The following is a 26,598-nucleotide window of genomic DNA, read 5'->3' on the forward strand; positions in this document are numbered from 1 at the left end:
GCGCGGCCCAGTGCTCTCTTAACCTGCGCCTCTACTTGGCATTCTGGGTTTTTTCGATGGGCTCGCCTTATTTCTGTACACGACAGGGTCGTCTTTCGCTGCTGGGTGTGGCGGTCGTCTTGCTGGCAGGTTGTTCCTCTTGGGTCGCTCATACACCCGCACAACCACACCTGCAGCCCGTCAATGTCCTGAGTCGTCTGCCCCAGGGTGTGTCGGCCCAAGCATTACCCGACCATTGGTGGCAGCTGTATAACGATCCGCAACTCGACGCGCTGGTGCAGCAGGCATTGCTGCACAACCGCGACCTGGCGGCGGCCCAGGCCCATGTGCAATCGATGCTGGCCGGGATCCTGCAGGCCGATGCCGAGCGCTGGCCGTCGACCCAGGCGTCACTGGGCGCCGAGTACGGCAAGACGGCCGATGATCAAACCTTGGCCAAGGCCACCGATAGCCATGCACCGTCACAGTGGGCGTTCAACCCAGGCATTGAACTGGCGTATCAGGTGGACGTCTGGGGGCAGGTCCAGCGCAGCATCGAGCGGGCCCAGGTTCAGGCCGCTGCAGCCCAGGACGCCGAAGACGTGTTGCGCATCACGCTGGTGGCGCAAACCACTCGCGCCTATGTCAACACCTGCGCCCTGGGCGCGCGCATCAAGGTTCAACGCCATTCGCTGGACGTCGTGGGGCGCAGCCTGGCGTTGATCGACCGCCAGCGTCAGGCCGGTGTGGTCGCAGACCTTGAATACACCCGCATGCAGGCGCTGCAAGGCGAAACCCTGGCGCTGCTGCCGATGCTGGAAGCACGCCGGCAAGCGGCCCTGTACGAGCTGGCGATGCTCACCGGCGTGGCAGACCTGCAACAAGGCGCTGGCGCGGCAACCTGTGAGTCGGTGCCGCAACTCAATGCCCAATTGCCGGTGGGCGATGGTTGGCAGCTACTCGCGCGGCGGCCCGATATTCGTCAGGCCGAGCGAGCGTTGCAGGCTGCCACGCTGCAAGTGGATATCGTCCAGGCCGACCTGTATCCGAAGGTGACCTTTGGCGCTGCAGTGTCCTCATCCGCCAACAAACCCCATGAGTTGGCAGACAGCAGCGCGGTGATGTTTGGCATCGGCCCGCTGATTACCTGGCAATTCCCCAACTGGCGTGCCAATCGCGCGCGGGTCAACCAGGCCAGGGCGTTGGAGCAGGTGGAGGTGGCGACATTCGAGGCCCGTGTGCTCAAGGCGCTCAAAGAGGTACGCCAGGCCCTTGCGTTGTACGACGGCGAGCGTCAGCGCCACGCCGCCTTGAGCCAGGCGCTGGAGAGCAGCCGTCAGGCCTACCGGTTGGCCCAGTTCAATTACAACGCCGGCGCCATCGACTTTCTCGACGTGCTCGACAGCGAGCGTGAACTGATTCGCTTGCAGGCCACATGTGCCGATGCCGATGGCCAGCTGTTGCAGCGCCAGATCAGCTTGTTTCGCGCGCTGGGTGGCGGTTGGCAGCCTCCCGCTCTCGCTACCCAGACCGCTGCCCGCAGCGCAGCCTCCGTCAATCTTTCCGGTACCCAGCCATGAATATCGCTGTCGATGAAAAAACCGTTGTCCAGGATGAGCAGGAGAATATGGCCGAGCAACGCCAGCAGGCTCGCAAGCAGCGGCGCAAACGCAACATGATCCTGCTGGGAGGCGTTGGGCTATTGATCGCAGCGGTGGCGTTCGGGGTGTACTGGATGACCGTGGGGCGTTATCTGGAACAGACCGATGATGCCTATGTGCGTGCTGATTGGGTTCCCATCAGTGCAAAGGTCTCCGGGTATGTGGCCCAGGTGCTGGTGGAGGATGATCAACCCGTCAAAGCGGGGGATGTGCTGGTGCGCATCGAGGCGCGTGACTACCAGGCCCGCTTGGCGCAGGCCCGTGCGCAGCTGGCTGAAACCCAGGCCTCAGTGGCGGCGCAACAGGCCAACCTGCACGTCACCGACAGCCTGATCGCCCAGCAAAAGGCCGGCGTTGCCCAGGCCCAGGCCCATACCCGCAGTGTGGCTGCCGAGCTGCACCGCGCAAGCCTCGACCAACGCCGCTACGACGGCTTGGTGCGCGAACACGCCGCCAGTGCCCAGCGCCTGGAAACCGCAGCCGCCAGCTACACCCAGGCCAACGCCGCGGTAGACATTGCCAAGGCCATGCAGCGTCAACAGGAAGCCCGGCTGACCGTTGCCCTCAGTCGGCGTCAATTGGCCGAAGCTGGTGTTCAGCAACAGATTGCCCGGCGCAGCCAGGCCCAGGCGCAGTTGGACCTGGCCACCCATGCACTGCAAGACACCCTGATCCGCTCGCCCATCGACGGGGTAGTGGGGCAGCGCAAGGTGCGCACTCGCCAATACGTCGCCCCCGGTTTACCGTTGCTGGCGGTAGTGCCCTTGCAGCAAGCCTATGTGGTGGCCAACTTCAAGGAAACCCAATTGCGCGACATGCGCGCAGGCCAGGCGGTGGCTATCAGCGTCGACAGCTACTCGGGGCGCAAGCTCAAGGGCCATGTGGTGAGTTTCTCGCCGGGTTCCGGGGCCGTGTTCGCACTGTTGCCGTCGGACAACGCCACCGGCAACTTCACCAAGATCGTGCAGCGCTTCCCGGTCAAAATCGTGATCGATGAGCAAGGCGAGGGCGGGCCTATCCTGCCGGGCATGTCGGTGATCGCCAGCGTTGATACGCGGCCCGCCAAGCAGGGTGTAGCCCATGACTGAAGCCGCTGAAAAGGCCGTCTCCGTTCGTGCGTGGGTGGCGGTGATCGGCGGGCTGTTCGGCTGTTTCATGGCCGGCATGAACGTGCATGTGACCAGCGCCGCGCTGCCGGAAATCGAAGGGTCCCTGGGGGCGACATTCGAGGAGGGCTCATGGATCTCCACCGCGTACCTGGTCGCGGAAATCGTGATGATTCCGCTGACTGCCTGGCTGGTCCAAGTGTTCTCCCTGCGCCGGGTGATGCTCGTGGGGTCGTTTGTGTTCCTGGTGGCGTCTATTGCCTGCTCCTGGGCACCCAACCTGGAAGTGATGATCATCATTCGGGTGATCCAGGGCGCCGCTGGCGCGGTACTGATCCCCTTGTCATTCCAACTGATCATCACCGAGTTGCCGCCCAGCAAGATTGCGATGGGGATGGCCATGTTTGCGTTGTCCAACAGTGTGGCCCAGGCCGCCGGACCGTCCATCGGTGGCTGGCTGACGGATGCCTATTCCTGGCGCTGGATTTTCTACCTGCAACTGGCCCCCGGCATTCTGTTGTTGCTGGCGGTGGCGTGGTCCATCGATGCCAAACCCATGCAGTTGAGCCTGCTCAAGCGCGGCGACTGGGGTGGGATCCTGGCGATGATCGTCGGCCTGGGCGGCTTGCAGATCGTATTGGAGGAAGGTGGGCGCAAGGACTGGTTCGCCTCCGATTTTATTGTGTGGATGTCCCTGATCGCCGGCATCGCGCTTTTGTATTTTGTGCTTTCGCAACTGTATGGCAGCCGTTCCTTCATCAACCTGCGCCTGCTCAAGCGCTACAACTTCGGGGTGGCCAGCGCGGCAATGTTCATTTTTGGCGGGGCGACCTTCGGCCTGGTGTTCCTGGTGCCCAATTACCTCTCCCAGTTGCAGGGCTACAACGCGCGGGAAATCGGGATCAGCCTTATCGCCTATGGCATGGTGCAATTGGTGCTGGCGCCGTTCATGCCGCGCCTGATGAAGTGGCTCAACCCGAAACTGATGGTCGCCAGCGGCTTTTTTATCATGGCCCTGGGGTGTTACCTCGGTGCGCACCTGGATGGTGATAGTGCCGCCAACGTGATCATTCCTTCCACGGTGGTGCGTGGCATCGGCCAGCCACTGATCATGGTGGCGCTGTCGGTGTTGGCGGTGTCGGGCCTGGCAAAAGATGAAGCCGGTTCCGCGTCCGCCTTGTTCTCCATGCTGCGCAACCTGGGCGGCGCGGTGGGCACCGCAGGGTTGACGCAGATCGTGGCCATGCGCGAGCGCTTTCACTCCGAGCGGGTGGGGGAGTCGATCACGCTGTTTTCCCCGTCCTTGCAGGAGCGCCTGCACGCCAGCATGGCCGACAGCGAAGCGTTCATCTTCAACCAACTGTTACCTGCCCAGCAGCAGGTCCTGGAGGGGCTGATCCAGACCGTACGTCGTGAGGCGTACTTGATGGCCTACAGCGATGCGTTCTATGTGTCGTGTGTCGCGTTGATCTTGTGTGGCGTGGCGGCCTTGGCGTTACGTGACGCCAGAGCCTAAGGCTGTGTTTGCAGGCCCTGGCGAATCTTCTCCAGCAATTGATTGATGTGAAACGGCTTGGTGATCAGGTCCATGCGTTCGCCAAGGAAGTCTTGCCGGTTTGCCGCGTTTTCGGCGTACCCGGTCATGAACAGGACCGGCAGGTCGCTGCGCAGTTCACGGGCGACGTCCGCCAGCTCGCGGCCGGTCATGTAGGGCAGGCCGACATCGGTGAGCAACAGGTTGATCGTCGGGTCGGCCTTCAAGTACGCAATCGCTTCGTCACCGTCTGCTGCCAGGCTGCAGTGGTACCCCGCGTCTATCAACACTTCGGCGACAAAGCTGCGCACGGACGGCATGTCTTCGACCACCAGGATGTGCTCGCCATTGGTCACGCCCTGCACGGCCAATGTCTTGATGGTCGGGTTGGCGGGGCCCTCCGCTGCGGGCAGCATGATGGTGACCTCGGTGCCTTGGCGGGTCACGCTGCGGATCTGCGCGTCGCCACCGGACTGGCGGGCAAAACCGTAAATGGTCGACAGCCCCAGGCCCGTCCCCTGGCCGATGGGCTTGGTGGTGAAGAAGGGATCGAAGACTTTGTCGATCACGCTGTGCTCGATGCCGACGCCGTTGTCCCTTACCGACAGGGCGATGTAGGGGCCATTTTCCAGCTTGAGGTTGCCGTTGGAATACGCCGGGTAAGTGGTGACCCAGATATTGCCACCTTGTGGCAGTGCATCCCTGGCGTTGATCACCAGGTTCAATACCGCGCTTTCCAATTGGATCGGGTCCACCATCGCCACGGCGGGGTTCAGGGTCAGCTCCAGCTTCAGGGCAATATTTTCGCCGATGGTACGCACCAGCAATTCCTCCAGCGAACGGATATGCGCGTTGATATCGATCGGGCGGGTGTCCAGAGGTTGTTGGCGGGCAAAGGCGAGCAGGCGGTTGGTCAGGCCGGCGGCGCTCAGCGCCGAGCTGAGCGCGGCGTCGGCATAGCCCAGGACCTTTTCAGTGCGCTGGCTTTCGATGCGTTTTTTGATCAGCTCAAGGCTGGTGATGATACCGGTGAGCAGGTTGTTGAAGTCGTGGGCGATACCGCCGGTGAGTTTGCCCAAGGCGTCCATCTTCTGTGCCTGCAGCAGTTGGGCTTCGGTGCGCGCCAGTTGGGTGGCCGCGTTGGCCAGTTCCGCCTGTTGGTGACGTTCACGGCGACGGTGCTCGGTCACATCCTCGACAAACACCAGGCTCAAGTCCGCACGTCGATACGGCGAAATCTGCCATTCGGTTTCGCGCAGCTCGCCTTCGACCTTCATCTGCAGCGTGCCTTTCCAACGTTCACCGGCCGACAGGCGCTCGCACAGTTCACGGATAACACCATGCTGGCCGTCGGCGAAGCATTCAAGCAGCGCTTCGGGGTTCAGGTTGTCATGAATCAATTGGGCAAAGGCGTGGTTGCACTCATGCACCTTGAGCTGGGCATCCATCACGGCAATCGGCGCGCTGATGTTGAAGAAGATCTCGCGAAAACGCGCCTCGCTCTCGCGCAGGGCATATTCGGTGTCGCGCACCCGCAACAGCGTGCGCAGGGTGGCCAGTAACACATCCGGGTCCACGGGGTGGATCAGGTAGGCGTCAGCGCCCGCGTCCAGGCCGGTGATGATATCGCCGGTTTCGATCGACGCCGCTGAAACGTGCACCACAGGCAGCAACGCGGTGGCCGGATCGGCACGCAGGCGGCGCACGATATCGAAGCCACTCATGTCCGGCAGGTTGACGTCCAGGATCAGCGCATCGATGTTTTTATCGCCGATGAGGTCCAGCCCTTCCTGCCCGGTGCCGGCTTCCAGCACCTTGTAGAGGTGCCGCTCCAGGCGCCGACGCAGGGCGTAGCGCGTGGCGGCGTTGTCGTCGACGATCAGCAGTTGGATATCACGTTTCATCGACGTTCTCGCTGGAGATGGACAGAGGAATGATCACATAGAACAACGAGCCTACCCCTGGGGTGCTTTCAACGCCCACTCGACCACCCAGCAGTTCGGCGAAGCGCTTGCACAGCGACAGCCCCAGACCGGTTCCGCGCAAGCGTTTTTGCAGCGGTGAGTCGATCTGGGAAAAGTCTTCGAACAGGTTGCTATGCAGCTCGGCGGGTATGCCCAGGCCGGTGTCCTGCACGGCGAAGCGAATCTCGTGCTCACTCTCCATGCGCGCTGAAATCCGCACTTCGCCCTGCAGGGTGAACTTCAAGGCATTGGAGATAAAGTTGCGCAGAATCTGCGCCAGCTTCTTGTCATCGGTATAGAGCTTGGGCAAGCCGGACGGCTCTTCGAAAATAAGGTCCACCGACGATGCATCGACAATGGGGCGAAACATGCCGCGCAGGGCCGAGAACAGGTCGAACATGTCGAACCAGGCCGGCGAGATGGTGATTCGCCCCGCCTCGATCTTGGCCAGGTCGAGCAAGTCGTCGACCATTTCACGCAGCTCGCGCGCCGAGCTGCGCACAAAGCCGACTTGAATATGTTGCTCGGGGCTCAGCGGGCCATCCAGTTCATCGGCCAGCAGGCTGGTAATGCTCAGGATCGAACCCAGGGGCGTGCGGAACTCATGGCTCATATACGACAGGAAACGGCTTTTGAGGTCTGACGCCTGGCGCAATTGATCGGCCTGCATGTCCAGTTCGGCATAGAGTGCGAGCACGCCCTGGTTGGTCTCGTCCAACTCGGTGCGCAAAGCAACCGCTTCTTCGCGAAGGCGTTCGATTTGCTCAGTGAGCGAGGCAGTGGTCTCAGCCATCAATGGCCTCCAGGGCAATCACGAAGACGGTAACGTCATCCCGACCACGACAGAAATCGCGGTGCAGGATGGCGGCGATCAGGGCCGGGTGGCGATGGACGAGCCCGGGGTAATCCGACAGATTCCAGCGTGATTGCAGGCCGTCGCTGTACATAATCAGCAACTGGCCTGCCACCTGAGGGTAGTCGAAGGGATGTGCCTTGCGAAACTGCACGCCGACGATGCCAGGGTGGGACGCCAACCCGCGTGACTTGTCCGGCCCGATCAGGCTGGCGCCGATGTTGCCTACGCCGGTAAAGCGCAGGTTATCGGCCACGGCATCGTACTGGGCCACGGCAATGGCGCCGCCACGGGTGCCGCCCATGGCCACATGCATGTCGTTCATCAACACCGTCGCATCCACGAAGGCCGCCTGTGCGAATACCTGTTCGCCGGCCTTGGCGGCTTGCTCTGCCAGCTCGCCATGGCCCAGGCCGTCGGCTACCAGTACGCTGAAGCGGCCCGGTTCGATTGCCAGGTGCCAGGCATCGCCGCAGTGCGGATCGTTGTGCAGGGAATGCTGGCTGACGCCGTAGCGGATATCCTTGGCCTTGGCACCACGGGGCGCAACCCTGGCGAGGATCGCTGTGCCACGCGCGTCGGCATACACATCGAACACTTCGGCCAGGCGTGAAACAGCCCCCAGGCCTATGCCCTGGGTGCCCCCCGTGGAAAAGCCATCCACTAGGCAGCTGTTCAGGTCCAGGCCCTGGCCACGGTCCACGGCCAATAGCTCGACAGCACCGTTGCCAGTGGCGCGCAGGTGCAGCGCGCCGTGGTCGGCATGCTTGAGGATATTGCTGGCCAATTCCGTGGCCACCAGGGCCACGCGGCCGGCATCGGTTTCGTCAAAGCCCAGTTGTTCGGCGAGCTTCTGCGCCACGCGCCGGGTGTGGCCGACCTGGCTTACCTCTTCAATCAACAATACGTGCGTCAGGGCACTGGGAATGTTCAGGCCCATCGGGTGATCGTCACGCGGGTGCCTTTGCCTGGCGCGGTGTCCAGTTCAAATTCTTCCACCAGGCGCTTGGCCCCGGTGAGGCCCAGGCCCAGCCCGCCGCCGGAGGTCCAGCCGTCGGTCATGGCCAGCTTGAGGTCGGGAATCCCCGGGCCCTCGTCGCGAAAGGTCAGGCGCACGCCGGTGCGGTGGTCTTTCTCGATAATTGCCCAGTCCATATACCCGCCACCGCCGTACACCACGGTGTTGCGGGCCAGCTCGCTGACCGCCGTGACCAGCTTGGTCAGGTCGATCAGGCGCATGCCGCAGTCCTGGGCCAGTTTGCGTACCAATTGTCGAGCCAGCACAACGTCCTGTTCTATCAGCACGGGATGGGTGCCGCTGCTGGCTTGGGTCATGAGTGTTCCACCCGGTCGCGCAACAGTTTCATGCCGCGCTCGACATTGAGCGCGGTGGCCACCCCAGGCAAGGTCATGCCCAGTTCCACCAGGGTGATGGCAACGGCGGGCTGCATGCCTACCAATACGGTCTGGGCGTCCATGATGCGCGACAGCCCGGAAATAGTGCCGATCATGCGGCCGATGAACGAGTCGACCATGTCCAGCGCCGAGATATCGATCAGCACACCGCGCGCCGAAGTGCGGCTGATGCGCTCCGACAAGTCGTCCTGCAAGGTCAGCGCGAGTTGGTCGTGCATGTCCACTTGAATGGTCACGAGCAAAAACTCGCCCATCTGCAATATAGGGATGCGTTCCATACTCAAACGGCCTTGGTAACGGTGACGCCCAGACGCTTGAGGGACAGCGCCAGAGCGTCCGCCAGATTGGCCTTGGTGATCACGCCTTGCAGGTCCAGGCCCAGGTGCACGATGGTCTGGGCAATTTGTGGGCGTACGCCGCTGATGATGCAGTCGGCGCCCATCAGGCGGATGGCCGTCACGGTTTTGAGCAGATGCTGGGCCACCAGCGTGTCGACGGTCGGCACGCCGGTGATGTCGATGATGGCAATTTCTGCGCCGGTATCGACGATGCGTTGCAGCAGCGACTCCATGACCACTTGAGTGCGTTGGGAGTCCAGGGTGCCGATCATCGGCAGCGCCAGCACGCCATCCCACAGCTTGACCACCGGGGTCGACAGCTCCAGCAGCTCTTCTTGCTGGCGCTTGATCACCGACTCACGGGACTTCTGGAAGGTACGGATGGTGTGCATGCCCAGGGCGTCCAGCAGCTCGGAAATCTCCCAGAGCTGTTCGGCCAGTTGCGTCGGTTGCTCGGCGTATTCGCGTTGCAGCAGGGTGAACAATGGGCCTTTGAGGGCAAAGATGAAACTGGCGGTCTGCTGGGAGTCATGCCCCAGCAGTGCGCGGCTGTGGGAGAGCTTTTCCAGGAAAACCCGGGTTTCTGCCCAGTTTTCCTGGTTGATGTTTTGCGAGCCGCCTTGTTGCAGCACGCCGGTCAGCAGGCCGAGAAACTCGTTGGCCTGCTGTTTGATATCGTCTTCTTTGAGGTTGCGCGTGGCGCCGGAGGCTTCAAGGCTTTTGACCCAGGCTGTCGACAAATCAGCCTTGCTGGCCTGTAGCGCCGTAACGGTGTTTGCGTGAAGTGTTGCCATGGGGGAAAGCTCCTTGAATGCCGGTTGGATGCAGCGCAATTTATACTAATTCGAACTGTTTTAAATTGTTTCGGATGTGCCCGGCGTGTAATACCCATGGGCACGCCGCGCGAGGGCGCTGGGGCTCAGTTACTATAGTTAGCCTCCCTCGATCAGCCAGTGGCCCGCCGTGATCATCAATTTCGACCTCAACGACCTCCAAGCCTTCCGCGCCGTCGTGGACAAAGGCAGCTTTCGCGGCGCCGCTGAGGCGATTCGTATCTCCCAACCGGCGCTGAGCCGGCGCATCGAAAAGCTTGAATCGGCCCTGGACGTGAAGCTGTTCGAGCGCACGACTCGGCGTGTGAGTCTGACCATGGTGGGGCGCGCTTTTCTCCCACAAGTTGAAAGAATATTGGATGACCTCGACATTGCCTTGATGGGCATCAGCAATGTGGCCTCCACGCGCATGGGCAACGTCACCATCGCCTGTGTACCGTCCACGGCGTATTACTTCATGCCCCACGTCATCTCCGAATTCCACAAGCTGTACCCGAAGATTCGCCTGCGGGTGCTGGATGCCAGTGCCGGTGAAGTGTGCAACGCGGTGGAAAGTGGCGAGGCGGATTTCGGCGTGAGTTTCAGTGGCAGCCTGGCTGATGAAGTGGAGTTCGAGTTGCTGCTGCAGGAGCGTTATGTGCTGGCCTGTCGCCGTGATCATCCGCTGGCCGGGCGCGAGAGCGTGCCGTGGGCCGAAGCCTACGAGCACGACTACATCACGGTGGACAAAACCTCGGGTAACCGCTTCCTGCTGGACCAGGCCCTGCGCGGTGTGCGGGTGAAAAAGCCGAGCATCTGCGAGACCCACCACGTCACGACGATGATCGGCTTGGTAGAAGCTGGGCTGGGGGTGGCGATGGTGCCGTCGATTGCCATGCCGGCGATCGAGCATCCGATTCTGGTCAGCGTGCCGCTGGTAGAACCGCAAGTGATGCGCAATGTGGGCTTGATAAAACGCCGCGGGCGGACATTGCCGCCAGCGGCGCTGGAGTTGGAGCGATTGGTGCGGGAGATGCCGTTCCGGTCAGCGTGATACCGAGTCCAGGCCGGTGGATTGCACCACCGGTTGCGCCTCGGGTGAGGCCAGGTACTGCAACAGTGCCTTGGCCTGGGCCGGGTGTTCGGCATTCACCGGAATGCCCGCCGCAAAACGCGTTACCGATTGCACGTCTTCCGGGATTTTGCCCACGTAGGTCACCCCCGGCACCGGCAACAGTTCCGCCACCTGCTGCAAGCCCACTTCGTAGTCACCCTTGGCGACCTGCTCGGCCACCGGGACGCGTTCGATCATGGTGCCCTTGGCCGGCATGCCGAGTTTCTTGAACAACTCCTTCTGCACATACACACCGCTGGCGCTGTCCGAATACGCCACGGACTTGGCCTTGCTCAGCACGGCCTTGAGTTCGGCATCGGTGCCGATGGCGGGCTTGGCGGCGCCTGCTTTGACCACCAGGCCGATGCGCGAGTCGGCCAGCTCCACGCGGGACGCCGGGTCGACCTTGCCTTGCTTGATCAAGTCATCCAACGCGTAGCCGACCATGATCACCACGTCGGCATGTTCGCCACGGGCCAGGCGGTTGGGAATGGCTTGCGGCGCCTTGCCCATGGACGGGCCGAGGATGGTGTCCAGGGTGTCGCCGCTGTGCTGGGCATACTGCGGGCCCAGCAGCTTATAAGCGGCCGTGAAGCCGCCGGAGGTCATCACCTTGAGTTCTTCAGCCTGGGCAGTCAGCGCCAGGGCGCCAAGGGCCAGGGCCGACAGGGTCTTGAGCAATGGCTGCATCATGCGGCCCCCTGCATCACCTGGCCACGGGCGTTGGCGCGGCGATACAGTGCCAGGGTCGAGCACAGCGCGCACGCCGCCGCGAACATCATCCAATAGGCGGGCGAGGCCTTGTCTTCGGTGATGTGAATGAACCAGGTGGAAATCGCCGGGGTGAAACCGCCGAAGATCGCCGTTGCCAGGCTGTAGGCCAGGGAGAAACCGGCCACGCGCACTTCCACCGGCATGATCTCGGTAAGGGCCGGGATCATCGCACCGTTGTACAGGCCATAAAGGAAGGAGAACCACAGCAGGGTTTCCAGCATATGAGCAAAGCTCGGTGCGTTCACCACGTAGGACAGGGCTGGGTAGGCGGTCAGCACTGTCAGCACGGTCATGGCGATCAATACCGGCTTGCGGCCGAAACGGTCACTGAGGGTGCCGCCGATGGGCAGCCACACAAAGTTCGACACCGCCACCAGCAGGGTCACCAGCAACGCGTCGGAAGTGCTCAGTTGCAGCACGGTCTTGCCGAAGGTTGGTGCGTACACGGTGATCAGGTAGAACGCGGTGGTGGTCATGGCCACCATCAGCATGCCGCCGATGACCACGGTCCAGTTTTTCACCAGGGTGGCCAGCACTTCGCGCATGGTGGGGCGATGCTTGCGGTTGGCGAACTCTTCGGTTTCCTGCAGGTTGCGACGCAGGATAAAGATGAATGGGATGATCACGCAGCCGATGGCGAACGGAATGCGCCAGCCCCAATCGGCGACCACGGCGGGCTCCATCCATACGTTCAGGCCATAGCCCAGCGCGGCGGCGACAACGATGGAGATCTGTTGGCTGCCCGATTGCCAGCTGGTGTAGAAGCCTTTGCGGCCAGGCGTGGCCATTTCAGACAGGTACACCGACACGCCACCCAGTTCCGCACCGGCCGAGAAACCTTGCAGCAGCCGGCCCAGCAGTACCAGCGCCGGAGCCCACAGGCCAATGGTGTGATAACCGGGCACCAGCACGATCAGCAGCGTGCCGCTGGCCATGATCGACAGGGTCACGATCAGCCCTTTGCGACGACCGACGTCATCGATGTAGGCACCCAAAATGATTGCGCCCAGCGGACGCATCAGGAAGCCCGCGCCGAACACGGCGAAGGTCATCATTAATGACGCAAACTCATTAGCGGCAGGGAAGAACGCGGCAGCGATGTAGGTGGCGTAGAAACCGAACAGGAAGAAGTCGAACTGTTCGAGGAAGTTGCCCGAAGTAACGCGGAATACCGCGCCAATTTTCGAGCGGGCAGAGTCGGGCCGGGTAGGGCTAGTCATGGTTTTGTGTCTCCAGCGTTCTTTTTAAAGTGCTTGTTTCGCCTAAGACCGAGGATAGTGGCTGACACATTTAGAAATGATAAGTGACAAATTTGGATGGATTGATGCGTGTTGGTTATTAATCGGCGGGGCGTCGAAAAGCCCGACCCTGATCGCGCAGGCAATGAAGATCCAAATGTGGGAGCGGGCTTGCTCGCGAATGCGCTGGGTCAGTGAATGAATTTTTATCTGTTACACCGCATTCGCGAGCAAGCCCGCTCCCACAGGGGGTCGATGTTCAACCTTGGATTGGCGTGCACAGCTCGACAAGAGTGCCATCCGGGCAGCGCACATAAGACACCACCTGGCCCCAAGGCTTGGCGCTTGGCGCCGCCAACTCAGTCGCGCCGTGTGCCAGCGCCTTGGCATGGGCGACCAGCACATCTTCAGTCACAAACCCCACCTCCATCCCCAACGGCTGCCGTGAGGCGTGGGCCTGCACATGCCCACCCTTGAAATTCATCTCGCCCAGTTCATGCGCGGCAAACGACAAGGTGGTGTCGCCGGTTTCCAACTCGCCATACGTGCCAGAGTCATGCAGGAAACGCCGACTCAAACCAAAGGCTTTTTCAAAGAAGTCGAGTGAAGCCGCAACGTCCGGCACATAGAGGATGGTGTAGGCAAATTTCATGGTTTGGCGTTCCTTGCTCAATATGAAGGGCAGGTGGTCATGCCCCGACACAACCATCGGCGCATAGACGCGGCTTACAGGGCTTTCTACACTGCGGCTTGTCTTGAGGGGAAGGGGCAGGCGCCGATGAATCGCAATGAATTACGCAAGGCCGACATCAATCTGATGGTGGTGTTCGAAGCGTTGATGCTTGAACGCAATGTGACGCGGGTGGCGGAGAAGCTGTTTCTGGGTCAACCCACCATCAGCTCGGCGCTCAACCGTCTGCGCACCCTGTTCAATGACCCGCTGTTTATTCGCGTTGGCCACCGCATGGAGCCCACCGCGCGGGCCGAGGAGATCATCCAGCACCTGTCGCCGGCCCTGGATTCGCTGTCGTCGGCCCTGAGCCTGACCCACGATTTTGACCCGTCCATCAGCACCATGACCTTCCGCATCGGTTTGTCCGATGACGTCGAGTTCGGCCTGTTGCCGCCCTTGCTCCGCACCTTGCGCCGGGAAGCGCCGCAGGTGGTATTCGTGGTGCAGCATGTGGATTACTGGCGCATTCCCGACCTGCTGGCCTCCGGTGATATCACCGTTGGCATCACCCAGACCCGTGGCCTGCCGGCCAATGCCAAGCGCAAGCTGCTGCGGCATATCCACCCGCGAATCCTGCGCGCCGATCAGTCGGACACACCGCTGACCCTCGATGAATACTGCTCACGGCCCCATGTGCTGGTATCCCATACCGCCAACGTTTCCGGGTTTGCCGATGAGTGGTTGGCGGAGGTGGGTCGCAAGCGCCAGGTGGTGTTGTCGGTGCCGCAATACAGTGCGTTGCCGGCATTGCTGGCCGGCACCGACCTGATCGCCAGCCTGCCGGACTACACCGCCGAAGCCATGGCGCTGTCGGGCAACCTGTTCTGTGAGCCGTTCCCGTTCCAAACGCCGACCCTGGATTTGTCCATGGTCTGGCTCAGCCATGTGGACACCGACCCGGCGGAGCGCTGGGTGCGCTCGCGGCTGGAAGCGTTTATGAGTGATCGAGGGTTGGGAACCCAGGCCTGATACTTTTATCCGTGATATATCTACGGGCTTTCCTACGAAAGCTTCGGAGCTTCCCATGCCGCACCTGCACCTGGAATACACCGCCAACCTGACGCAACTGGATACCGACAAAACCCTATTGCGCCTGAACCATGCGCTGGTGGCCTCCGGTCAGTTCGGCGCCGAGTTCGATATCAAGAGCCGTGCCCACAAGGTCGAAAGCTTTCGCGTGGGCACCGGCCTGAACGAGCGTGGGTTTGTCGCGGTGCGCCTGGCCTTGCTCAGCGGGCGTTCGGCGCAGGTCAAGAAGCAGCTGTCGGAGAGCCTGCTGGCGGTGCTGCAGGATATCGGCGACTGGCCTGAAGGCGTGCAGGTGCAGTTGAGCGTCGAAGTGCGCGACATGGACCGCGATACCTACAGCAAAGTCGCCATCGGCTGACCCCACCTGTAGTGCGCGGGCTTGCCCCGCTCACTACAACAATCCTTGATCCGCACACACCTTCACCACCTGCTCACGAAACCACGTATTGGCGCTGTGCTGTTCACTGGTTTCATTCCACTGCATCTCCAGCGTGAACCCCGGCAAGCCGCTGGGCGCCTCGCAATGGCCAAACACCGTTGCGGGCGCCAGCAGTTTTTGCACGCGGCGCGGCAGGGTCACGATGAAGTCGGTGCCGGTGATCATCTTCAATGCCGCACCGTAGCTGTTGGCGCGGGCGATCACCTGGCGCTTTTGGGCCTGGCGCGTGAGCCAGCCGTCGATCATGTTGGTGTCGGAAGTCCAGGGGGTGGGGAATACGTGGCGCCGCTCCACAAAGGATTGCAGGCTGAACGCGCGCTCCCTGGGGGCTGAGCGTTTGTCGAAGACGCAGACCAGATCGTCTTCCAGCAGCATCTGGGTCTTGAAGTCTTTGTGGGCGCGGTGAAAGTGCGGGCCGAAGCAGATCACCAGGTCGAGGCGGCCTTCGCGCAGGTCGTCGGCGGGGATGTCGGTTTCCAGCTTGTGCACATTGACGATCACCGGCAGGTCGGCACGGTCGAAGTGCTTGAGCAGGCTTGGCAGGATCAATTGTTCGAAGTATTCCGGGGCGCACACATTGAAGGTTATGGCCTTGCGTGTCGGGTCGAATGCCTGGCCACCGGCGTGGCACAGGTTGATGCTTTCGATGATCTTCTGCACATGCTCATACATGCAGGTGGCCTTGTACGTCGGGCGCATGCCCGCCCGGGTATTGATAAACAACTCGTCTTCAAAACTGGTGCGCAGCTTTTTCAGGCTGTAGCTCACGGTGGACTGGCTGACGAACAGCGCTTCGGACACCTCGGTCACGCTGCTCTGGTCATAGACGGCGATAAACACCATCAAGTCCTGCATGTCGAGCTTTCTGAGCACGTTGCTGTTTAACATCGGTTTCGTCCGTAAACCCGTTGTACCGAACTCAGTACAAGACCGCGCAAAAGCTTAACGGAACGGCAACACGACGTCAGCGGATATGTCGGGCGTAGTGCGCAGGGTTGAAGCGCGTGACCATCCACAGCATCACCACCACAACGGCGGTCAGCGACCACCAGGCCCACTCGAAGCTGCCCAATTGGTCACGGATCATTCCGGCTATCAGCGGCGACAAACCAGCAATCAAATAGCCAATGCCTTGCACAAACGCGGTGAGGGCCCCGGCCCGGCGCGGGTTGTCCAGATGGTCCAGGGACAGGATCAGGCTCATCGGAAACAGCCCGCCGATGCCCAGGCCCAGCAGGCAAGGCCACAGCAGGCTCAGGTGTTGCGGGCTCAGGATCAGGCCGCAGAAGCCAAGGATGATCAGCACCAGCAACACCGCGACCACCTTGCGTTTATCCTTGCGTCGGTTGGCAATGGCCGGTGTAACCAAGCCGGATATCACCTCCATCGCGGTCAAAAAGCCCAGCAGCAACCCCGCACTCTGTTCGCTCCAGCCTTGCTCCACGTAGTAAGGCGCCAGCCAAGCGAGCACACAGGTGTACGACGCCGTACCCAGGCCAAAGAACATCGCCAGCAACCAGGCACGAGGGTTGCCGAAAAACGACGCCTGCGGGCCCGCGCCGGCCTGGGGCACGGGAGGCAGGACCGAGCGCTGGGCGTACCAGAACGCCAGGGCCAACACCGCCAGCCCTGCCCAGATCGCCAGGCCCACGCGCCAACTGCCGGTGTGCACTTGCACCGTCGGCGCAAACGACGCCGCCAGCGCCGCGCCGCCCATGATGGCCGTGACATACAGGCCCATGAACAGCGAGACATTGTCGCTGAACCGCGACTTGATCAACGCTGGCATCAGCGCCTGGATCAACGCAATTCCCACCCCCGCAGCGATGGCGCTGACGATCAACTCCAGCGCCGTATCAAGGAATAACCGCGACAGCGTGGCCATGCCAATGACCAGCAGCGAGAGCACGATGCTGCGGTGCTCACCCAAGCGTTTGGCCAGGCCCATGCCAAAGAAAATCGCCAAGCCCATGGCCATTACCGGCAACATGGTCAGCAGCGCCGCCGCGCTGAAACTCAACGGCACATCGCCACGAATCGATGACAACAACGGCCCCACGGCGGCCATTGACGGGCGCAGGTTAAGGGCGACCAGCACCACGCTGATCATCAGCCAAACAGCGGTGGTGGGTTTTGCGTGAACGGTTTCCATGGGCAAGCCTTGAATGAACAAGGGCGAATCAGGCCATGGGCAGGGCAGGGGGGCAAATCAGAAAGTCGCATGATCTATTGAAAAAATGCGATCAAAGCGGGGAGGGCGCTTGCCCCTCCCACGTGGGCGTATTTGTCCGGGAGAACGCTAGGGTCAGTTGGCGCGAATCACATGCTTGATCTCCTGAAACGCCGCCAACCCCCACGGCCCCAACTCGCGGCCGATACTGCTCTGCTTGTAACCACCCCACGCGGTCTGCGGGAAGATCACCTGCGGGGCGTTGATCCACACCATGCCCGCCTGCAAGGCATTGGCCACACGCTCGGCCGTGTCGGCGCTGCCACTGACCACACTGGCCACCAGGCCGAAATCGCTGGCGTTGGCCAAGGCAACGGCCTCCTCTTCAGTGGCAAAGCGTCTAACGCAGAGCACCGGGCCAAAGATCTCCTGGTTCCACAACGCACTGTCCAACGGCACATCGGTAAATACCGTGGGACGAATGAAAAAACCGTTGGGCAGGCCCGCCGGACGTGCCCCCCCGCACAGCAACCGCGCGCCTTCTTCGATGCCACGTTGGATATGCCCCAGCACCTTGTGATACTGCGCCCGGTTGATCAACGCACCCATTTCCACGCCGTCGGCAAACGGATCAGCGACGCGAATAGCGTCCGCCCGCGCCTGCAAACGCTGGAGGAATTCATCTGCCAGGCGGTCGGCCACCAGCACGCGACTGGTGGCGGAGCACATCTGCCCGGCATTGAAAAAACCTCCGCCGCACGCCAACTCGACCGCCAGGTCCAGGTCGGCATCGGCCATCACCAGCAACGACGATTTGCCCCCCAGCTCCAGGCTCACACCCTTGATGGTTTCGGCGGCGCGTTGCATCACCTGCACGCCGACGGCGTTGCTGCCGGTGAAGGAGATCTTCGCCACGCGCCGGTCCGCCGCCAGCGGTGCACCCACGGCCAGGCCGGTGCCGCACACCAGGTTGAACACACCCGCCGGGAAGCCCGCCTGGGCAATAATGCGCGCCAGTTGCAGCTCGGCCAGCGGCGTCACTTCCGAGGGTTTGAGTACAACGCAGCAACCGGCGGCGAGGGCCGGGGCGAGTTTCCAGGCCGTGGTGACCATGGGGAAATTCCACGGCACGATCAGCCCCACCACGCCACACGGTTCGCGGCGCAGGCGCGCGCTGAAGTCCGCGCTGGGCAGCGTCACCGAGCCGTCTTGTGCGGCGTCCATCGCCTCGGCGGCCTCGGCGTAGTACTCGAAGGTGGCGATCACGTCGTCCACATCGATACCCGCCTCAAACAGCGGCTTGCCGTTGTTGCTCGACTGCAGGTGCATCAGCTGTTCACGTTGCTCGCTGACGCCTTGGGCGACCTTGCGCAACAGGGCGCCGCGATCACCCCCGGTGCTTTTCGACCAGTCGGCAAAGGCTGCGCTGGCCGCGTCCACCGCGCGCTGCACGGCCTGCTCATCACCCACACTGACCTGGGCCAACACCGCCTCGGTGGCTGGGTTGATCACGTCCAGCACGGCATGGCCTTCACACCAGTTTGCGTTGATGTACACACCGTTCAACACTGCGCTCATACCGCTACCTCCTTCATCCAAAGTGCCTGGTCGATTTCAATCAGCGTGGGCCCCTGGCGATCCGCAGCAGCGCGCAAAGCGCTGCGCAACGGCTCGATGCCCTGGATGCGTTCGGCGGCGCAACCCAGCGCCTTGGCCACCGCGATAAAGTCCGGGGTGTAAATGTCTACGCCGACGGGTTCGATGGCGCGGTTGACCATGTATTTCTTGATCTCTTCATAGCCCTGGTTATTCCACAGCAGCACGATGATCGGCGTGCGTGCCTCCACGGCGCTGGCCAGTTCCGGCAGGCTGAATTGCAGCCCGCCGTCGCCGATCAGGCACACCACCGGTTGCCCGTCGCCACGCCCCAGCCAGGCGCCGATGGCGGCGGGCAGGGCGTAGCCCAAGGTGCCGTAGCCGGTGGATGAGTTGAACCAGCGGCGCGGGTGGTCGAGGTTCAACGTCAGGTTGCCGCTGTAGACCGGTTGGGTGGAGTCGCCCACCAAAACGGCGTCGGGCAGTGTTTGCAACACGGTGTTAAGAAACAGGGTTTGCGCACGGGTGGCGGCGTCCCAGCACGGGTTCAGTTCGGCCCATAAACGGGCCACGCGGGGGGCACCCCAGTCGGCGTTGCGTGCGGCTATCGGGGTGCTGTTCAACTCGGCCAACAAGGCCTGGGCGGCGATGTGTGCATCGGCCACCAACGCCACCTGCGGCGGGTAATTGCGCACCGTCTGGTCCGGGTCGATGTCGATGCGCAGCAACGCGCCAGGAATCTCGAAACCGCCGGCGAAGGTCACGTCATAGTCGGTCTCTGCCAACTCGGTGCCGATGGCCAATACCACGTCTGCTTCGGCCACCAATGCACGGGTGGCAACCAGGGTTTGGGTGGAGCCGATCAGCAGCGGATGCGCCGCCGGCAGCATGCCTTTGGCGTTGATGGTCAGCGCCACCGGGGCGCCCAGGGTTTCGGCCAGGCGGGTCAACGCCGCCGACGCCTCGATGGCACCGCCTCCGGCCAGGATCAACGGCCGCTTGGCTGCGGCCAACAGTTGGCCCATACGCTTGACCGCCGACGGTGCCGCACCGGCACGGGCCACGCTGACGGGCGGGCTGCCCAGCAAGGCGTCGGCGTTTTCCACCAGCACATCCAGGGGGATCTCGATATGCACCGGGCGCGGCCGTCCGGCCTGGAACACGGCAAAAGCCCGCGCCAGCACTGCTGGCAACTCGGCTGCCGACATCAAGGTATGGGAGAACGCCGCCACGCCAGCGATCATCGCGCCCTGGTTCGGCAACTCATGCAGCTTGCCGCGCCCACCGCCCAGTTGGCTGCGGGACTGCACGCTGGAAATCACCAGCATCGGGATCGAGTCGGCATAGGCCTGGCCCATGGCCGTGGTGATATTGGTCATGCCGGGGCCGGTGATGATGAAGCACACGCCGGGCTTGCCGCGGGTGCGTGCATAGCCGTCGGCCATGAAGCCGGCGCCCTGTTCGTGGCGCGGGGTGACGTGGCGGATGCTGGAACGGGCCAGGCCGCGATACAGCTCCACGGTGTGCACGCCGGGGATGCCGAACACCTGGTCCACGCCGTAGCCTTCCAGGAGGTGCACCAATACTTCGCCGCAGGTCGCCATTGAGGTCGCTCTTGTTATGGGTTCAGGGCGGTATTGGACCGGCTGGCCGGTAGCGGCAACAATCGATAAAAAGTCATACTAGCCATGTCCTCACGTCATGGCTGCGCTCCGATGAAACGCCTCCCGCCCCTGCCTGCGTTGCATACCTTCTGGGTCACCGCCCAATGCTGCAACTTCACCCGCGCCGCCGAGCAATTGCACATCACCCAAGGCGCGGTGAGCCGCCAAATCGCCGGGTTGGAAAGCCACTTGGGCTACGCACTGTTCCAGCGTCAGGCGCGGGGCTTGAGCCTGACCGAGGAAGGCCGCGAATGGGCCCTGCGCGCGCAGCAGGTGTTTGGCCTGATCGGCGACGCCGTGGAGCAGATCGGCGGCCGGCGCCAGACCCTGCAACTCAAAGCCTCCACCTGCGTAATGCGCTGGCTGCTGCCGCGCCTGTTGCAATGGCAACAGGAACGCCCGGATGTGCCGGTGGAACTCACCACCACCGTGGCCTACACCGTGGACTTTCGCCGCGAGCAGTTTGATGCGGCGGTGATCTATGCGCCCATCGCCGAGCAGTCGGCGCAGGCGCGGCATTTGTTCGATGAGCAACTCACGCCGGTGTGCGCGCCAGGCTTACCGGGTTTGCACACCCCGGCGGACTTGCAGCAGCAGGTGTTGTTGCACCCGACTCGGGATGAGCGCGATTGGGCGTTGTGGCTGTCGGCGGCGGATACGCGTTTGAGCAACCTCGCCCAGGGCCATCATTTCGAAACCCTGGATCTGGCCATGACGGTGGCGTCCCAAGGTTCGGGCGTGGCGATTGGCGACAGTGCGTTGATTGGCGAGGACTTGAAGGCGGGGCGGCTGGTGATGCCGTTTGATCTGCGGGTACCGACCGGGATGGGGTATTTCCTGGTGTATCCGCCGGCGACGCAGCCGTCGGCAGAGCTTGAGGCTTTAATGAATTGGCTCGTGAGCCAAGCACAACAGCCCTGACACTGAGGATCAAAATGTGGGAGGGAGCAAGCCCCCTCCCACATTTTTACAGCGTGGTGTCAGTAGCCCACGGTGAAACGCTGGCGGGAGTGCTTGGGCGATTCAACTTCATCGATCAAGGCGATGGCGTAGTCGGCGAAGCTGATCCAGCTGCGGCCTTCACTGCTGATCAGCAAGTGGTCCTGGCCCAAGCGGAAGTCTTCGGTGCGCACATCCTCAACGAATTCTGCCGATGGTGACAGGAAGGACCAATCCAATTCCTTCTCTTGGCGAAGTTTGTCTAGGAATGCGCTGCCAGCACTTGCCTCGGCACGGTATTGCTCGGGGAATCCAGCGCTGTCGATAACGCGCTCTCCCGTGGGCAGCAACAACGACCCGGCACCGCCCACCACCAACAAACGCTTCACGCCGGCCTTTTTCACCGGGCCGATTACGGCTTCGGCTGGCACAGTCGCAAAATGTGCCGCACTGATCACCACATCACTTCCACTGACAGCCTGTTGCAGTTCGTCCGCATTCAGCGCATCAGCTTGTTTAACGGTCACACCAGGCTTCGTATTGATGGACTCGGTATTACGCGCAATAGCCACCACGCTATGCCCACGACGCAGCGCCTCTTCCAGCAGTTGGCTACCGGCACGGCCGGTGGCACCAATGATTGCAATTTTGCTCATGTCGTTCTCCAGTCAGTCAGGGGTTTAACACCATTCACCACTTCATTTCGCCCTTGGCGACCTTGGCGCTCAGCTCCAGCGAGCTTTCGTCGGCGAGGGTGGGGTAACGCTTTTTCATCGCCGCGATCAGGGCGGTAGAGTCCTTGGCCTTGGCGGCCTCGGCGTCAAAGGCCTTGATGTAATCGGCCGTGAACGCCACCGATGCCAGGGTTGGCGTGCCCAGGTAGTGACCTGGAATCACCGCGCGCGGTTTCAACTGTTGGATGCGTTGCAGTGTCGCCAGCCAGTCCTTATGAGACTGGGCGCCCTGGGTGTCAGCCATCCACAGGTGGATGTTTTCGGCGACCACCACGCCACCGACCACGGCCTTGATCGACGGGACCCACACAAAACTGCGGTCTGGCTGCGGGCCGTCGAGGCCGATCACTTCCAGTTGCTGGCCTTCAAGGCTCAGGCTGTGGCCGTCGAGCACGGCTGGCACGATGGTTTTGGCGGGCTTGTCGGCGCCCATTTTCGGGCCCCAGAATTCCAATTTGCCAGCCACCGTGGCCTTGATGTGGTCGACCACCGGCTGTGGCGCCAGCACCTTGGCATCGGGGAACGCAGCGGTCAGCGTGTCGAGGCCGAAGTAGTAGTCCGGGTCGCCATGGCTGATGTAGATGGTGGTCAGGTGCTTGCCGCTGGCGCGGATCTTTTGCACCAGTTGCTCGGCCTGGGCCTTGCCGAATTGGGCGTCCACCAGGATCGCGTCGTGGGCACCGCTGACCAGCACCGAGCTGACCGGGAAGATCGCCGCTTCCCCTGGGTTGTACACATCAAGTTTCAGGTCGGCCGCCGCCGCATGGGCTGCGAAGGCCAGGGCGGCGGTCGCCAGGGTCAAGCGCTTGAACGTCGAGAACATCGGGCAGCTCCTGCCATCGCATAAAAGGTGCACAGAGCTTAGTTGCACCAAACACAACTAAAAATGCGATGCTGGAACATAGTTTGTTTCTAAAATCGGGCAGATCATGGACCGTCTTCAAGCAATGCGCGTGTTTGTCACCGTGGTGGACCTGGGCAGCCAGTCGGCCGCCGCCGATCATCTGGACCTGTCGCGCCCGGTGGTGTCGCGCTACCTGGCCGAGCTGGAAGACTGGGTCGGCGCGCGCCTGCTGCACCGCACCACGCGCAAACTCAGCCTCACGGCGGCCGGCGGCGAAACCTTGCCTCGCTGCCGGCAGATGCTGGAACTGTGCAGCGACATGCAGGCCGCCGTCAGCGAGCCCGATGAGGCGCCCCGCGGCTTGTTGCGTTTGAGCGTGAGCACCTCATTTGGCCAGGCGCAACTGGCCGATGCCATCGCCGAGTACGTCAAGCGCTACCCCCTGGTGACGGTGGACCTGCAAATGCTCGACCGCACCGTGAACCTGGTGGACGAGCGCATCGACTTGGCCATCCGCACCAGCAGCGACCTGGACCCCAACCTGATCGCCCGGCGCTTGACCGTCTGTCGTTCGGTGGTATGTGCCACTCCGGCCTACCTGGTGGAGCATCCGGCACCCCAGAAGGTCGATGACCTGGCCCGGCACAATTGCCTCACCCATTCCTATTTCGGCAAAAGCCTGTGGCATTTCGAGGAGCATGGCGAACACGTTTCGGTACCGGTGCACGGCACTATCACCGCCAACGAGGCCAGCACCTTGTTGCGCGTGACCCTGGCCGGGGCGGGGGTGTCGATGCTGCCCAGCTACCAGGCGGGCGACTACATCCGCCGTGGCGAACTGGTGCGCCTGTTGCCTCACGCCGAGCCTCGGCAGATGAACATCTACGCGGTGTACGCCTCGCGCAAGCACATGCCGTCGGCGCTGCGCAGCCTGCTGGATTTCCTGGTGCTGCGGTTTCCGCTAGAGCCCGTGTGGGATAAGGGGCTGTAAGCCGACATAAACCGATTGAATGTCGTCCAATAATGGCAACTCGCCCCGGCTGGCCTATGCTTTAAACAGCACTGTTTAGATCCGTGCCGAGGTCTGTGCCATGACTCTAAAAACCAGAAAGTACCTGATGATTTTCACCCTGTGCGCCTTGGCGACCGCGCTGTACGGCACGGCCGCCTACCGGGTTGAACAAACCCGTATGCAGCCGGCGGCTTTCGCCATCAGTTGCCACCAGGACCAATGCGTACCACGTACCGGCAGTTTCAGCGCGTTGCGCTGATGGTGTACGGGTGAAGGCTCACATGTGAGAGGGGGCTTGGCCCCCCCACATAAGCCTTATCCATCGGCCTTGAGTTGCTCGCGAAACGCCTTGGGCGAGAACCCCACCCGCCGGCGAAACAGCCGGGAGAAGTTGGTGGGGTCGGAAAACCCCAATACCTGCGACATCTCGTTGATGGTCATGCTGGTATAGGTCAACAGGCGCTTGGCTTCCAGCAACTGGCGGTCATGCATGATCTGCAGCGCAGGCTGGCCACCCAATTCCCGACAGGTGCCGTTCAGGTGTGAGACCGAGATCCCCAGCTTGTGGGCCAGGTCCTCGATCTTCGGGTGTTCGCGATAGTGCAATTCCACCAACTGGGTAAAGCGTCGAAAGTACTCGCGCCCACGGGGTGCGCGCGGATCGCGGCGCTGGATGGCGTGGCGGCTGATCCATACCAGCAGCACACTGACCAGGGCGTGCATCATCATGTCCCGGGCGGGTTGTTCATCGGCATATTCGTCCTGCAGGCGGGCGAACAGGCTATTGAGGTAGTCGCTGTCCTTGCCCGCCGGGTAACTGCCTAGGGCCTGCAAACCTTCCACATTGGTCGCCAACTGTGTCTGCAAGTGGTTCACCAGTGGCGCCGACAAGGTCACCACATAGCCTTCCACCTCTTCGGAAAACCTGAAACCGTGTACACACAGCGGTGGCAGTACCTGCAGCGTCGCTTCGTTCAAGGTGGTGCGCTGGCCTTCGATCTCCAGTTGTGCCTGGCCTTTGTGGACGTACAACAGTTGGCACAGGTCCGCGTGCCGGTGGGGCTGGATTTCCCACTGGTATTCCCGACTGCGCCGGGAAATGGTTTCACAGTGCAGCAAATCGGGGGTGGGCCATTGCTGGAGTTCCCCGTAAAGCTTGAAGACCGGAATCGCGGGTTTGGTCATGGTTTCAATCCGATACCCAGAAGAGTGGTGCGGTAATCGCCCCGATTGGCAAAAAGCGCAGGCTTTGGCTCAGTTTTCACCTTCTTATGCCAGCCACTCAAGTGAAAAATGTCAGCAGCAAAACCAATGACAACCGTTTCACCCTATCCGTTCGGATGGACTTTGCAGGCGATAACAATAATGAAAACCCTGAAAACCCAAGTCGCCATTATCGGCGCCGGTCCCTCGGGACTGTTGCTCGGCCAGCTGCTGCACAACGCTGGAATCGACACCCTTATTCTTGAGCGGCAGACGGCCGACCATGTGCAAGGCCGTATCCGCGCCGGCGTGTTGGAACAAGGCATGGTGGACTTGCTGCGCCAGGCCGGCGTCAGCCACCGTATGGATGCAGAAGGTCTGGTGCACGCGGGTTTTGAGCTGGCGCTCAACGGGCAACTCACCCACATCGACCTCAAGGCGCTGACCGGCGGTCAATCCGTGATGATCTATGGCCAGACCGAAGTCACCCGCGACCTGATGGCCGCCCGCGCCGAGGCGGGTGCCACCACCCTGTACGAAGCACGCAACGTGCTGCCCCATGCTCTGAAAAGTGATCGACCCTGGCTCACCTTCGAGCACCAGGGCCAAGCCTTTCGGCTGGAGTGCGACTACATTGCCGGTTGCGATGGTTTTCACGGGGTTGCGCGCCAATCGATTCCGGCCGACGCGCTGAACATCTTCGAGCGGGTCTACCCCTTCGGCTGGCTGGGCCTGCTCGCCGATACCCCGCCCGTGCACCCGGAACTGGTGTACGCCAGGCACCCGCGCGGCTTTGCCCTGTGCAGCATGCGCTCGCCGACCCGTAGCCGTTACTACCTGCAAGTGCCAGTGGAAGAACCCCTGGATGAGTGGTCGGATGAGCGCTTTTGGGACGAGCTGAAAACCCGCCTGCCCCCTGAACTTGCCGAGCAGTTGGTGACCGGCCCTTCCATCGAGAAAAGCATCGCGCCCTTGCGCAGTTTTGTGGTGGAACCCATGCAGTACGGGCGTCTGTTCCTGCTGGGGGATGCGGCGCACATCGTACCGCCCACCGGCGCCAAGGGGCTGAACCTGGCGGCCAGTGACGTGAGCACCCTGTATCGCATCTTGCTCAAGGTCTACGGCGAGGGGCGGATGGATTTGCTGCAGAGGTATTCGGCGATTTGCCTGCGCCGGGTGTGGAAGGCCGAACGGTTTTCCTGGTGGATGACGTCGATGCTGCATCAATTCCCGCAGGCCGACGGCTTCAGCCAACGCATTGCCGACAGTGAACTGGATTACTTCACTCATTCCGAAGCCGGCCGTAGGACGATTGCCGAAAATTACGTAGGACTTCCTTACGAAGCTATTGAATAGCCTGCTATCGTACCGAGCATTCCCGCGGGCCGCCTGTACCTGCGGGCCCCGCTTGAAGGTTTTATTGTGGCTCAGTTCGAACAACCCGCT

Annotated in this window: 26 protein-coding genes; 10 read left to right on the forward strand and 16 right to left on the reverse strand. The window is 62.0% G+C overall.

Features of this window, described 5'->3' with window-relative positions:
- The first annotated feature begins 56 nt into the window (after nucleotides 1-56).
- From DYL59_RS05965 to DYL59_RS05975, 3 genes are read left to right on the forward strand one after another with little or no spacing between them, the layout of a single operon-like run.
- The gene (locus tag DYL59_RS05965; RefSeq protein WP_135288355.1) at nucleotides 57-1,559 is read left to right on the forward strand and encodes an efflux transporter outer membrane subunit; all 1,503 of its coding nucleotides are present in this window, start codon (nucleotides 57-59) and stop codon (nucleotides 1,557-1,559) included.
- Nucleotides 1,556-2,728, forward strand: a complete 1,173-nt coding sequence (locus DYL59_RS05970; RefSeq protein ID WP_135288356.1) for an HlyD family secretion protein — start codon at nucleotides 1,556-1,558, stop codon at nucleotides 2,726-2,728. The genes DYL59_RS05965 and DYL59_RS05970 overlap by 4 nt, the downstream gene beginning before the upstream one ends.
- A complete protein-coding gene (locus tag DYL59_RS05975; protein WP_135288357.1) occupies nucleotides 2,721-4,262 on the forward strand; it encodes a DHA2 family efflux MFS transporter permease subunit in 1,542 nt (513 codons plus the stop codon). Before DYL59_RS05970 ends, DYL59_RS05975 begins: the two co-directional genes overlap by 8 nt.
- On the opposite strand, the gene DYL59_RS05980 is transcribed toward DYL59_RS05975, so the two are convergent.
- The 6 genes from DYL59_RS05980 to DYL59_RS06005 are packed head-to-tail and all read right to left on the reverse strand — an operon-like array spanning nucleotide 4,259 to nucleotide 9,645.
- A complete protein-coding gene (locus DYL59_RS05980) occupies nucleotides 4,259-6,184 on the reverse strand; it encodes a response regulator (protein ID WP_135288358.1) in 1,926 nt (641 codons plus the stop codon). The genes DYL59_RS05975 and DYL59_RS05980 overlap by 4 nt on opposite strands.
- Nucleotides 6,174-7,037 carry a sensor histidine kinase gene (locus DYL59_RS05985; protein WP_135288359.1) on the reverse strand — a complete coding sequence of 288 codons (864 nt, stop codon included), beginning with the start codon at nucleotides 7,035-7,037 and terminating at the stop codon, nucleotides 6,174-6,176. Before DYL59_RS05985 ends, DYL59_RS05980 begins: the two co-directional genes overlap by 11 nt.
- Nucleotides 7,030-8,037: an ATP-binding protein gene (locus DYL59_RS05990; protein WP_193557537.1), complete on the reverse strand. Its 1,008-nt coding sequence runs from the start codon at nucleotides 8,035-8,037 to the stop codon at nucleotides 7,030-7,032. The genes DYL59_RS05985 and DYL59_RS05990 overlap by 8 nt, the downstream gene beginning before the upstream one ends.
- Nucleotides 8,028-8,432 (reverse strand): ATP-binding protein, encoded by a 405-nt coding sequence (locus DYL59_RS05995; protein ID WP_135288360.1) that lies wholly within the window; start codon nucleotides 8,430-8,432, stop codon nucleotides 8,028-8,030. Before DYL59_RS05995 ends, DYL59_RS05990 begins: the two co-directional genes overlap by 10 nt.
- Nucleotides 8,429-8,791 (reverse strand): STAS domain-containing protein, encoded by a 363-nt coding sequence (locus tag DYL59_RS06000; RefSeq protein WP_017254285.1) that lies wholly within the window; start codon nucleotides 8,789-8,791, stop codon nucleotides 8,429-8,431. The genes DYL59_RS05995 and DYL59_RS06000 overlap by 4 nt, the downstream gene beginning before the upstream one ends.
- Before the next feature lie 2 nt (nucleotides 8,792-8,793).
- Nucleotides 8,794-9,645 (reverse strand): STAS domain-containing protein, encoded by an 852-nt coding sequence (locus tag DYL59_RS06005; protein WP_135288361.1) that lies wholly within the window; start codon nucleotides 9,643-9,645, stop codon nucleotides 8,794-8,796.
- Nucleotides 9,646-9,814: 169 nt separating this feature from the next.
- On the opposite strand from DYL59_RS06005, the gene DYL59_RS06010 reads away from it, so the two are divergent.
- A complete protein-coding gene (locus DYL59_RS06010; protein WP_135288362.1) occupies nucleotides 9,815-10,717 on the forward strand; it encodes a LysR family transcriptional regulator in 903 nt (300 codons plus the stop codon).
- On the opposite strand, the gene DYL59_RS06015 is transcribed toward DYL59_RS06010, so the two are convergent.
- From DYL59_RS06015 to DYL59_RS06025, 3 genes are all read right to left on the reverse strand, one after another.
- Entirely contained in the window at nucleotides 10,709-11,467 is a 759-nt protein-coding gene (locus DYL59_RS06015) for a substrate-binding domain-containing protein (protein ID WP_135288508.1), read from the reverse strand. The genes DYL59_RS06010 and DYL59_RS06015 overlap by 9 nt on opposite strands.
- Nucleotides 11,467-12,771, reverse strand: a complete 1,305-nt coding sequence (tcuC, locus tag DYL59_RS06020; RefSeq protein ID WP_135288363.1) for an MFS transporter — start codon at nucleotides 12,769-12,771, stop codon at nucleotides 11,467-11,469. The genes DYL59_RS06015 and tcuC overlap by 1 nt, the downstream gene beginning before the upstream one ends.
- Nucleotides 12,772-13,048: 277 nt before the next feature.
- Nucleotides 13,049-13,441 carry a VOC family protein gene (locus DYL59_RS06025; protein ID WP_135288364.1) on the reverse strand — a complete coding sequence of 131 codons (393 nt, stop codon included), beginning with the start codon at nucleotides 13,439-13,441 and terminating at the stop codon, nucleotides 13,049-13,051.
- A 126-nt stretch (nucleotides 13,442-13,567) separates the two neighbouring features.
- Between DYL59_RS06025 and DYL59_RS06030 the strand changes: the two genes are divergently transcribed.
- Nucleotides 13,568-14,491, forward strand: coding sequence for a LysR family transcriptional regulator (locus DYL59_RS06030; protein ID WP_135288365.1), 924 nt, complete (start codon nucleotides 13,568-13,570; stop codon nucleotides 14,489-14,491).
- A 55-nt stretch (nucleotides 14,492-14,546) separates the two neighbouring features.
- Entirely contained in the window at nucleotides 14,547-14,909 is a 363-nt protein-coding gene (locus DYL59_RS06035) for a 5-carboxymethyl-2-hydroxymuconate Delta-isomerase (protein ID WP_135288366.1), read from the forward strand.
- A 33-nt stretch (nucleotides 14,910-14,942) separates the two neighbouring features.
- Here DYL59_RS06035 and DYL59_RS06040 read toward each other — a convergent pair whose 3' ends face one another.
- The 4 genes from DYL59_RS06040 to DYL59_RS06055 all read right to left on the reverse strand — a co-directional run bounded on the left by DYL59_RS06040 (nucleotide 14,943) and on the right by DYL59_RS06055 (nucleotide 20,360).
- Nucleotides 14,943-15,878: a LysR family transcriptional regulator gene (locus DYL59_RS06040; protein WP_135288367.1), complete on the reverse strand. Its 936-nt coding sequence runs from the start codon at nucleotides 15,876-15,878 to the stop codon at nucleotides 14,943-14,945.
- A gap of 76 nt (nucleotides 15,879-15,954) precedes the next feature.
- Nucleotides 15,955-17,142: a cyanate transporter gene (locus DYL59_RS06045; protein ID WP_135288368.1), complete on the reverse strand. Its 1,188-nt coding sequence runs from the start codon at nucleotides 17,140-17,142 to the stop codon at nucleotides 15,955-15,957.
- A 153-nt stretch (nucleotides 17,143-17,295) separates the two neighbouring features.
- The gene (locus DYL59_RS06050; RefSeq protein ID WP_135288369.1) at nucleotides 17,296-18,738 is read right to left on the reverse strand and encodes an aldehyde dehydrogenase family protein; all 1,443 of its coding nucleotides are present in this window, start codon (nucleotides 18,736-18,738) and stop codon (nucleotides 17,296-17,298) included.
- The gene (locus DYL59_RS06055) at nucleotides 18,735-20,360 is read right to left on the reverse strand and encodes a 5-guanidino-2-oxopentanoate decarboxylase (RefSeq protein WP_135288370.1); all 1,626 of its coding nucleotides are present in this window, start codon (nucleotides 20,358-20,360) and stop codon (nucleotides 18,735-18,737) included. The genes DYL59_RS06050 and DYL59_RS06055 overlap by 4 nt, the downstream gene beginning before the upstream one ends.
- A gap of 111 nt (nucleotides 20,361-20,471) precedes the next feature.
- On the opposite strand from DYL59_RS06055, the gene DYL59_RS06060 reads away from it, so the two are divergent.
- Nucleotides 20,472-21,341 (forward strand): LysR substrate-binding domain-containing protein, encoded by an 870-nt coding sequence (locus DYL59_RS06060; protein ID WP_135288371.1) that lies wholly within the window; start codon nucleotides 20,472-20,474, stop codon nucleotides 21,339-21,341.
- A gap of 59 nt (nucleotides 21,342-21,400) precedes the next feature.
- Here DYL59_RS06060 and DYL59_RS06065 read toward each other — a convergent pair whose 3' ends face one another.
- The gene (locus tag DYL59_RS06065; protein ID WP_135288372.1) at nucleotides 21,401-22,015 is read right to left on the reverse strand and encodes an NAD(P)-dependent oxidoreductase; all 615 of its coding nucleotides are present in this window, start codon (nucleotides 22,013-22,015) and stop codon (nucleotides 21,401-21,403) included.
- Nucleotides 22,016-22,049: 34 nt separating this feature from the next.
- Nucleotides 22,050-22,916, reverse strand: coding sequence for an MBL fold metallo-hydrolase (locus DYL59_RS06070; RefSeq protein WP_135288373.1), 867 nt, complete (start codon nucleotides 22,914-22,916; stop codon nucleotides 22,050-22,052).
- A 106-nt stretch (nucleotides 22,917-23,022) separates the two neighbouring features.
- Between DYL59_RS06070 and DYL59_RS06075 the strand changes: the two genes are divergently transcribed.
- Together DYL59_RS06075 and DYL59_RS06080 are read left to right on the forward strand one after the other, a co-directional pair.
- Complete coding sequence (locus tag DYL59_RS06075; RefSeq protein ID WP_135288374.1) at nucleotides 23,023-23,928, forward strand: LysR family transcriptional regulator; 906 nt, start codon at nucleotides 23,023-23,025, stop codon at nucleotides 23,926-23,928.
- 100 nt (nucleotides 23,929-24,028) lie between these two features.
- A complete protein-coding gene (locus DYL59_RS06080; RefSeq protein ID WP_135288375.1) occupies nucleotides 24,029-24,208 on the forward strand; it encodes a hypothetical protein in 180 nt (59 codons plus the stop codon).
- A gap of 56 nt (nucleotides 24,209-24,264) precedes the next feature.
- Here the strand turns inward: DYL59_RS06080 and DYL59_RS06085 are convergent, their stop codons facing one another.
- Nucleotides 24,265-25,134 carry a helix-turn-helix domain-containing protein gene (locus DYL59_RS06085; RefSeq protein ID WP_135288376.1) on the reverse strand — a complete coding sequence of 290 codons (870 nt, stop codon included), beginning with the start codon at nucleotides 25,132-25,134 and terminating at the stop codon, nucleotides 24,265-24,267.
- Between the two features lie 189 nt (nucleotides 25,135-25,323).
- Here DYL59_RS06085 and pobA point away from each other — a divergent pair, with 189 nt between their 5' ends.
- A complete protein-coding gene (gene pobA / locus DYL59_RS06090) occupies nucleotides 25,324-26,508 on the forward strand; it encodes a 4-hydroxybenzoate 3-monooxygenase (protein ID WP_193557538.1) in 1,185 nt (394 codons plus the stop codon).
- The last annotated feature ends 90 nt before the right edge of the window (nucleotides 26,509-26,598 follow it).

This window comes from Pseudomonas kairouanensis, assembly GCF_004682055.1.
Lineage (GTDB): Bacteria > Pseudomonadota > Gammaproteobacteria > Pseudomonadales > Pseudomonadaceae > Aquipseudomonas > Aquipseudomonas kairouanensis.

What these genes read in the sequence shown, in the direction of transcription:
- DYL59_RS05965 (WP_135288355.1), top strand. Translation starts at nt 57, where the DNA reads ATGGGCTCGCCTTATTTCTGTACACGACAGGGTCGTCTTTCGCTGCTG.
- DYL59_RS05970 (WP_135288356.1), top strand. Translation starts at nt 1,556, where the DNA reads ATGAATATCGCTGTCGATGAAAAAACCGTTGTCCAGGATGAGCAGGAG.
- DYL59_RS05975 (WP_135288357.1), top strand. Translation starts at nt 2,721, where the DNA reads ATGACTGAAGCCGCTGAAAAGGCCGTCTCCGTTCGTGCGTGGGTGGCG.
- DYL59_RS05980 (WP_135288358.1), bottom strand. Translation starts at nt 6,184, where the DNA reads ATGAAACGTGATATCCAACTGCTGATCGTCGACGACAACGCCGCCACG.
- DYL59_RS05985 (WP_135288359.1), bottom strand. Translation starts at nt 7,037, where the DNA reads ATGGCTGAGACCACTGCCTCGCTCACTGAGCAAATCGAACGCCTTCGC.
- DYL59_RS05990 (WP_193557537.1), bottom strand. Translation starts at nt 8,037, where the DNA reads ATGGGCCTGAACATTCCCAGTGCCCTGACGCACGTATTGTTGATTGAA.
- DYL59_RS05995 (WP_135288360.1), bottom strand. Translation starts at nt 8,432, where the DNA reads ATGACCCAAGCCAGCAGCGGCACCCATCCCGTGCTGATAGAACAGGAC.
- DYL59_RS06000 (WP_017254285.1), bottom strand. Translation starts at nt 8,791, where the DNA reads ATGGAACGCATCCCTATATTGCAGATGGGCGAGTTTTTGCTCGTGACC.
- DYL59_RS06005 (WP_135288361.1), bottom strand. Translation starts at nt 9,645, where the DNA reads ATGGCAACACTTCACGCAAACACCGTTACGGCGCTACAGGCCAGCAAG.
- DYL59_RS06015 (WP_135288508.1), bottom strand. Translation starts at nt 11,467, where the DNA reads ATGCAGCCATTGCTCAAGACCCTGTCGGCCCTGGCCCTTGGCGCCCTG.
- tcuC (WP_135288363.1), bottom strand. Translation starts at nt 12,771, where the DNA reads ATGACTAGCCCTACCCGGCCCGACTCTGCCCGCTCGAAAATTGGCGCG.
- DYL59_RS06025 (WP_135288364.1), bottom strand. Translation starts at nt 13,441, where the DNA reads ATGAAATTTGCCTACACCATCCTCTATGTGCCGGACGTTGCGGCTTCA.
- DYL59_RS06030 (WP_135288365.1), top strand. Translation starts at nt 13,568, where the DNA reads ATGAATCGCAATGAATTACGCAAGGCCGACATCAATCTGATGGTGGTG.
- DYL59_RS06035 (WP_135288366.1), top strand. Translation starts at nt 14,547, where the DNA reads ATGCCGCACCTGCACCTGGAATACACCGCCAACCTGACGCAACTGGAT.
- DYL59_RS06040 (WP_135288367.1), bottom strand. Translation starts at nt 15,878, where the DNA reads ATGTTAAACAGCAACGTGCTCAGAAAGCTCGACATGCAGGACTTGATG.
- DYL59_RS06045 (WP_135288368.1), bottom strand. Translation starts at nt 17,142, where the DNA reads ATGGAAACCGTTCACGCAAAACCCACCACCGCTGTTTGGCTGATGATC.
- DYL59_RS06050 (WP_135288369.1), bottom strand. Translation starts at nt 18,738, where the DNA reads ATGAGCGCAGTGTTGAACGGTGTGTACATCAACGCAAACTGGTGTGAA.
- DYL59_RS06055 (WP_135288370.1), bottom strand. Translation starts at nt 20,360, where the DNA reads ATGGCGACCTGCGGCGAAGTATTGGTGCACCTCCTGGAAGGCTACGGC.
- DYL59_RS06060 (WP_135288371.1), top strand. Translation starts at nt 20,472, where the DNA reads ATGAAACGCCTCCCGCCCCTGCCTGCGTTGCATACCTTCTGGGTCACC.
- DYL59_RS06065 (WP_135288372.1), bottom strand. Translation starts at nt 22,015, where the DNA reads ATGAGCAAAATTGCAATCATTGGTGCCACCGGCCGTGCCGGTAGCCAA.
- DYL59_RS06070 (WP_135288373.1), bottom strand. Translation starts at nt 22,916, where the DNA reads ATGTTCTCGACGTTCAAGCGCTTGACCCTGGCGACCGCCGCCCTGGCC.
- DYL59_RS06075 (WP_135288374.1), top strand. Translation starts at nt 23,023, where the DNA reads ATGGACCGTCTTCAAGCAATGCGCGTGTTTGTCACCGTGGTGGACCTG.
- DYL59_RS06080 (WP_135288375.1), top strand. Translation starts at nt 24,029, where the DNA reads ATGACTCTAAAAACCAGAAAGTACCTGATGATTTTCACCCTGTGCGCC.
- DYL59_RS06085 (WP_135288376.1), bottom strand. Translation starts at nt 25,134, where the DNA reads ATGACCAAACCCGCGATTCCGGTCTTCAAGCTTTACGGGGAACTCCAG.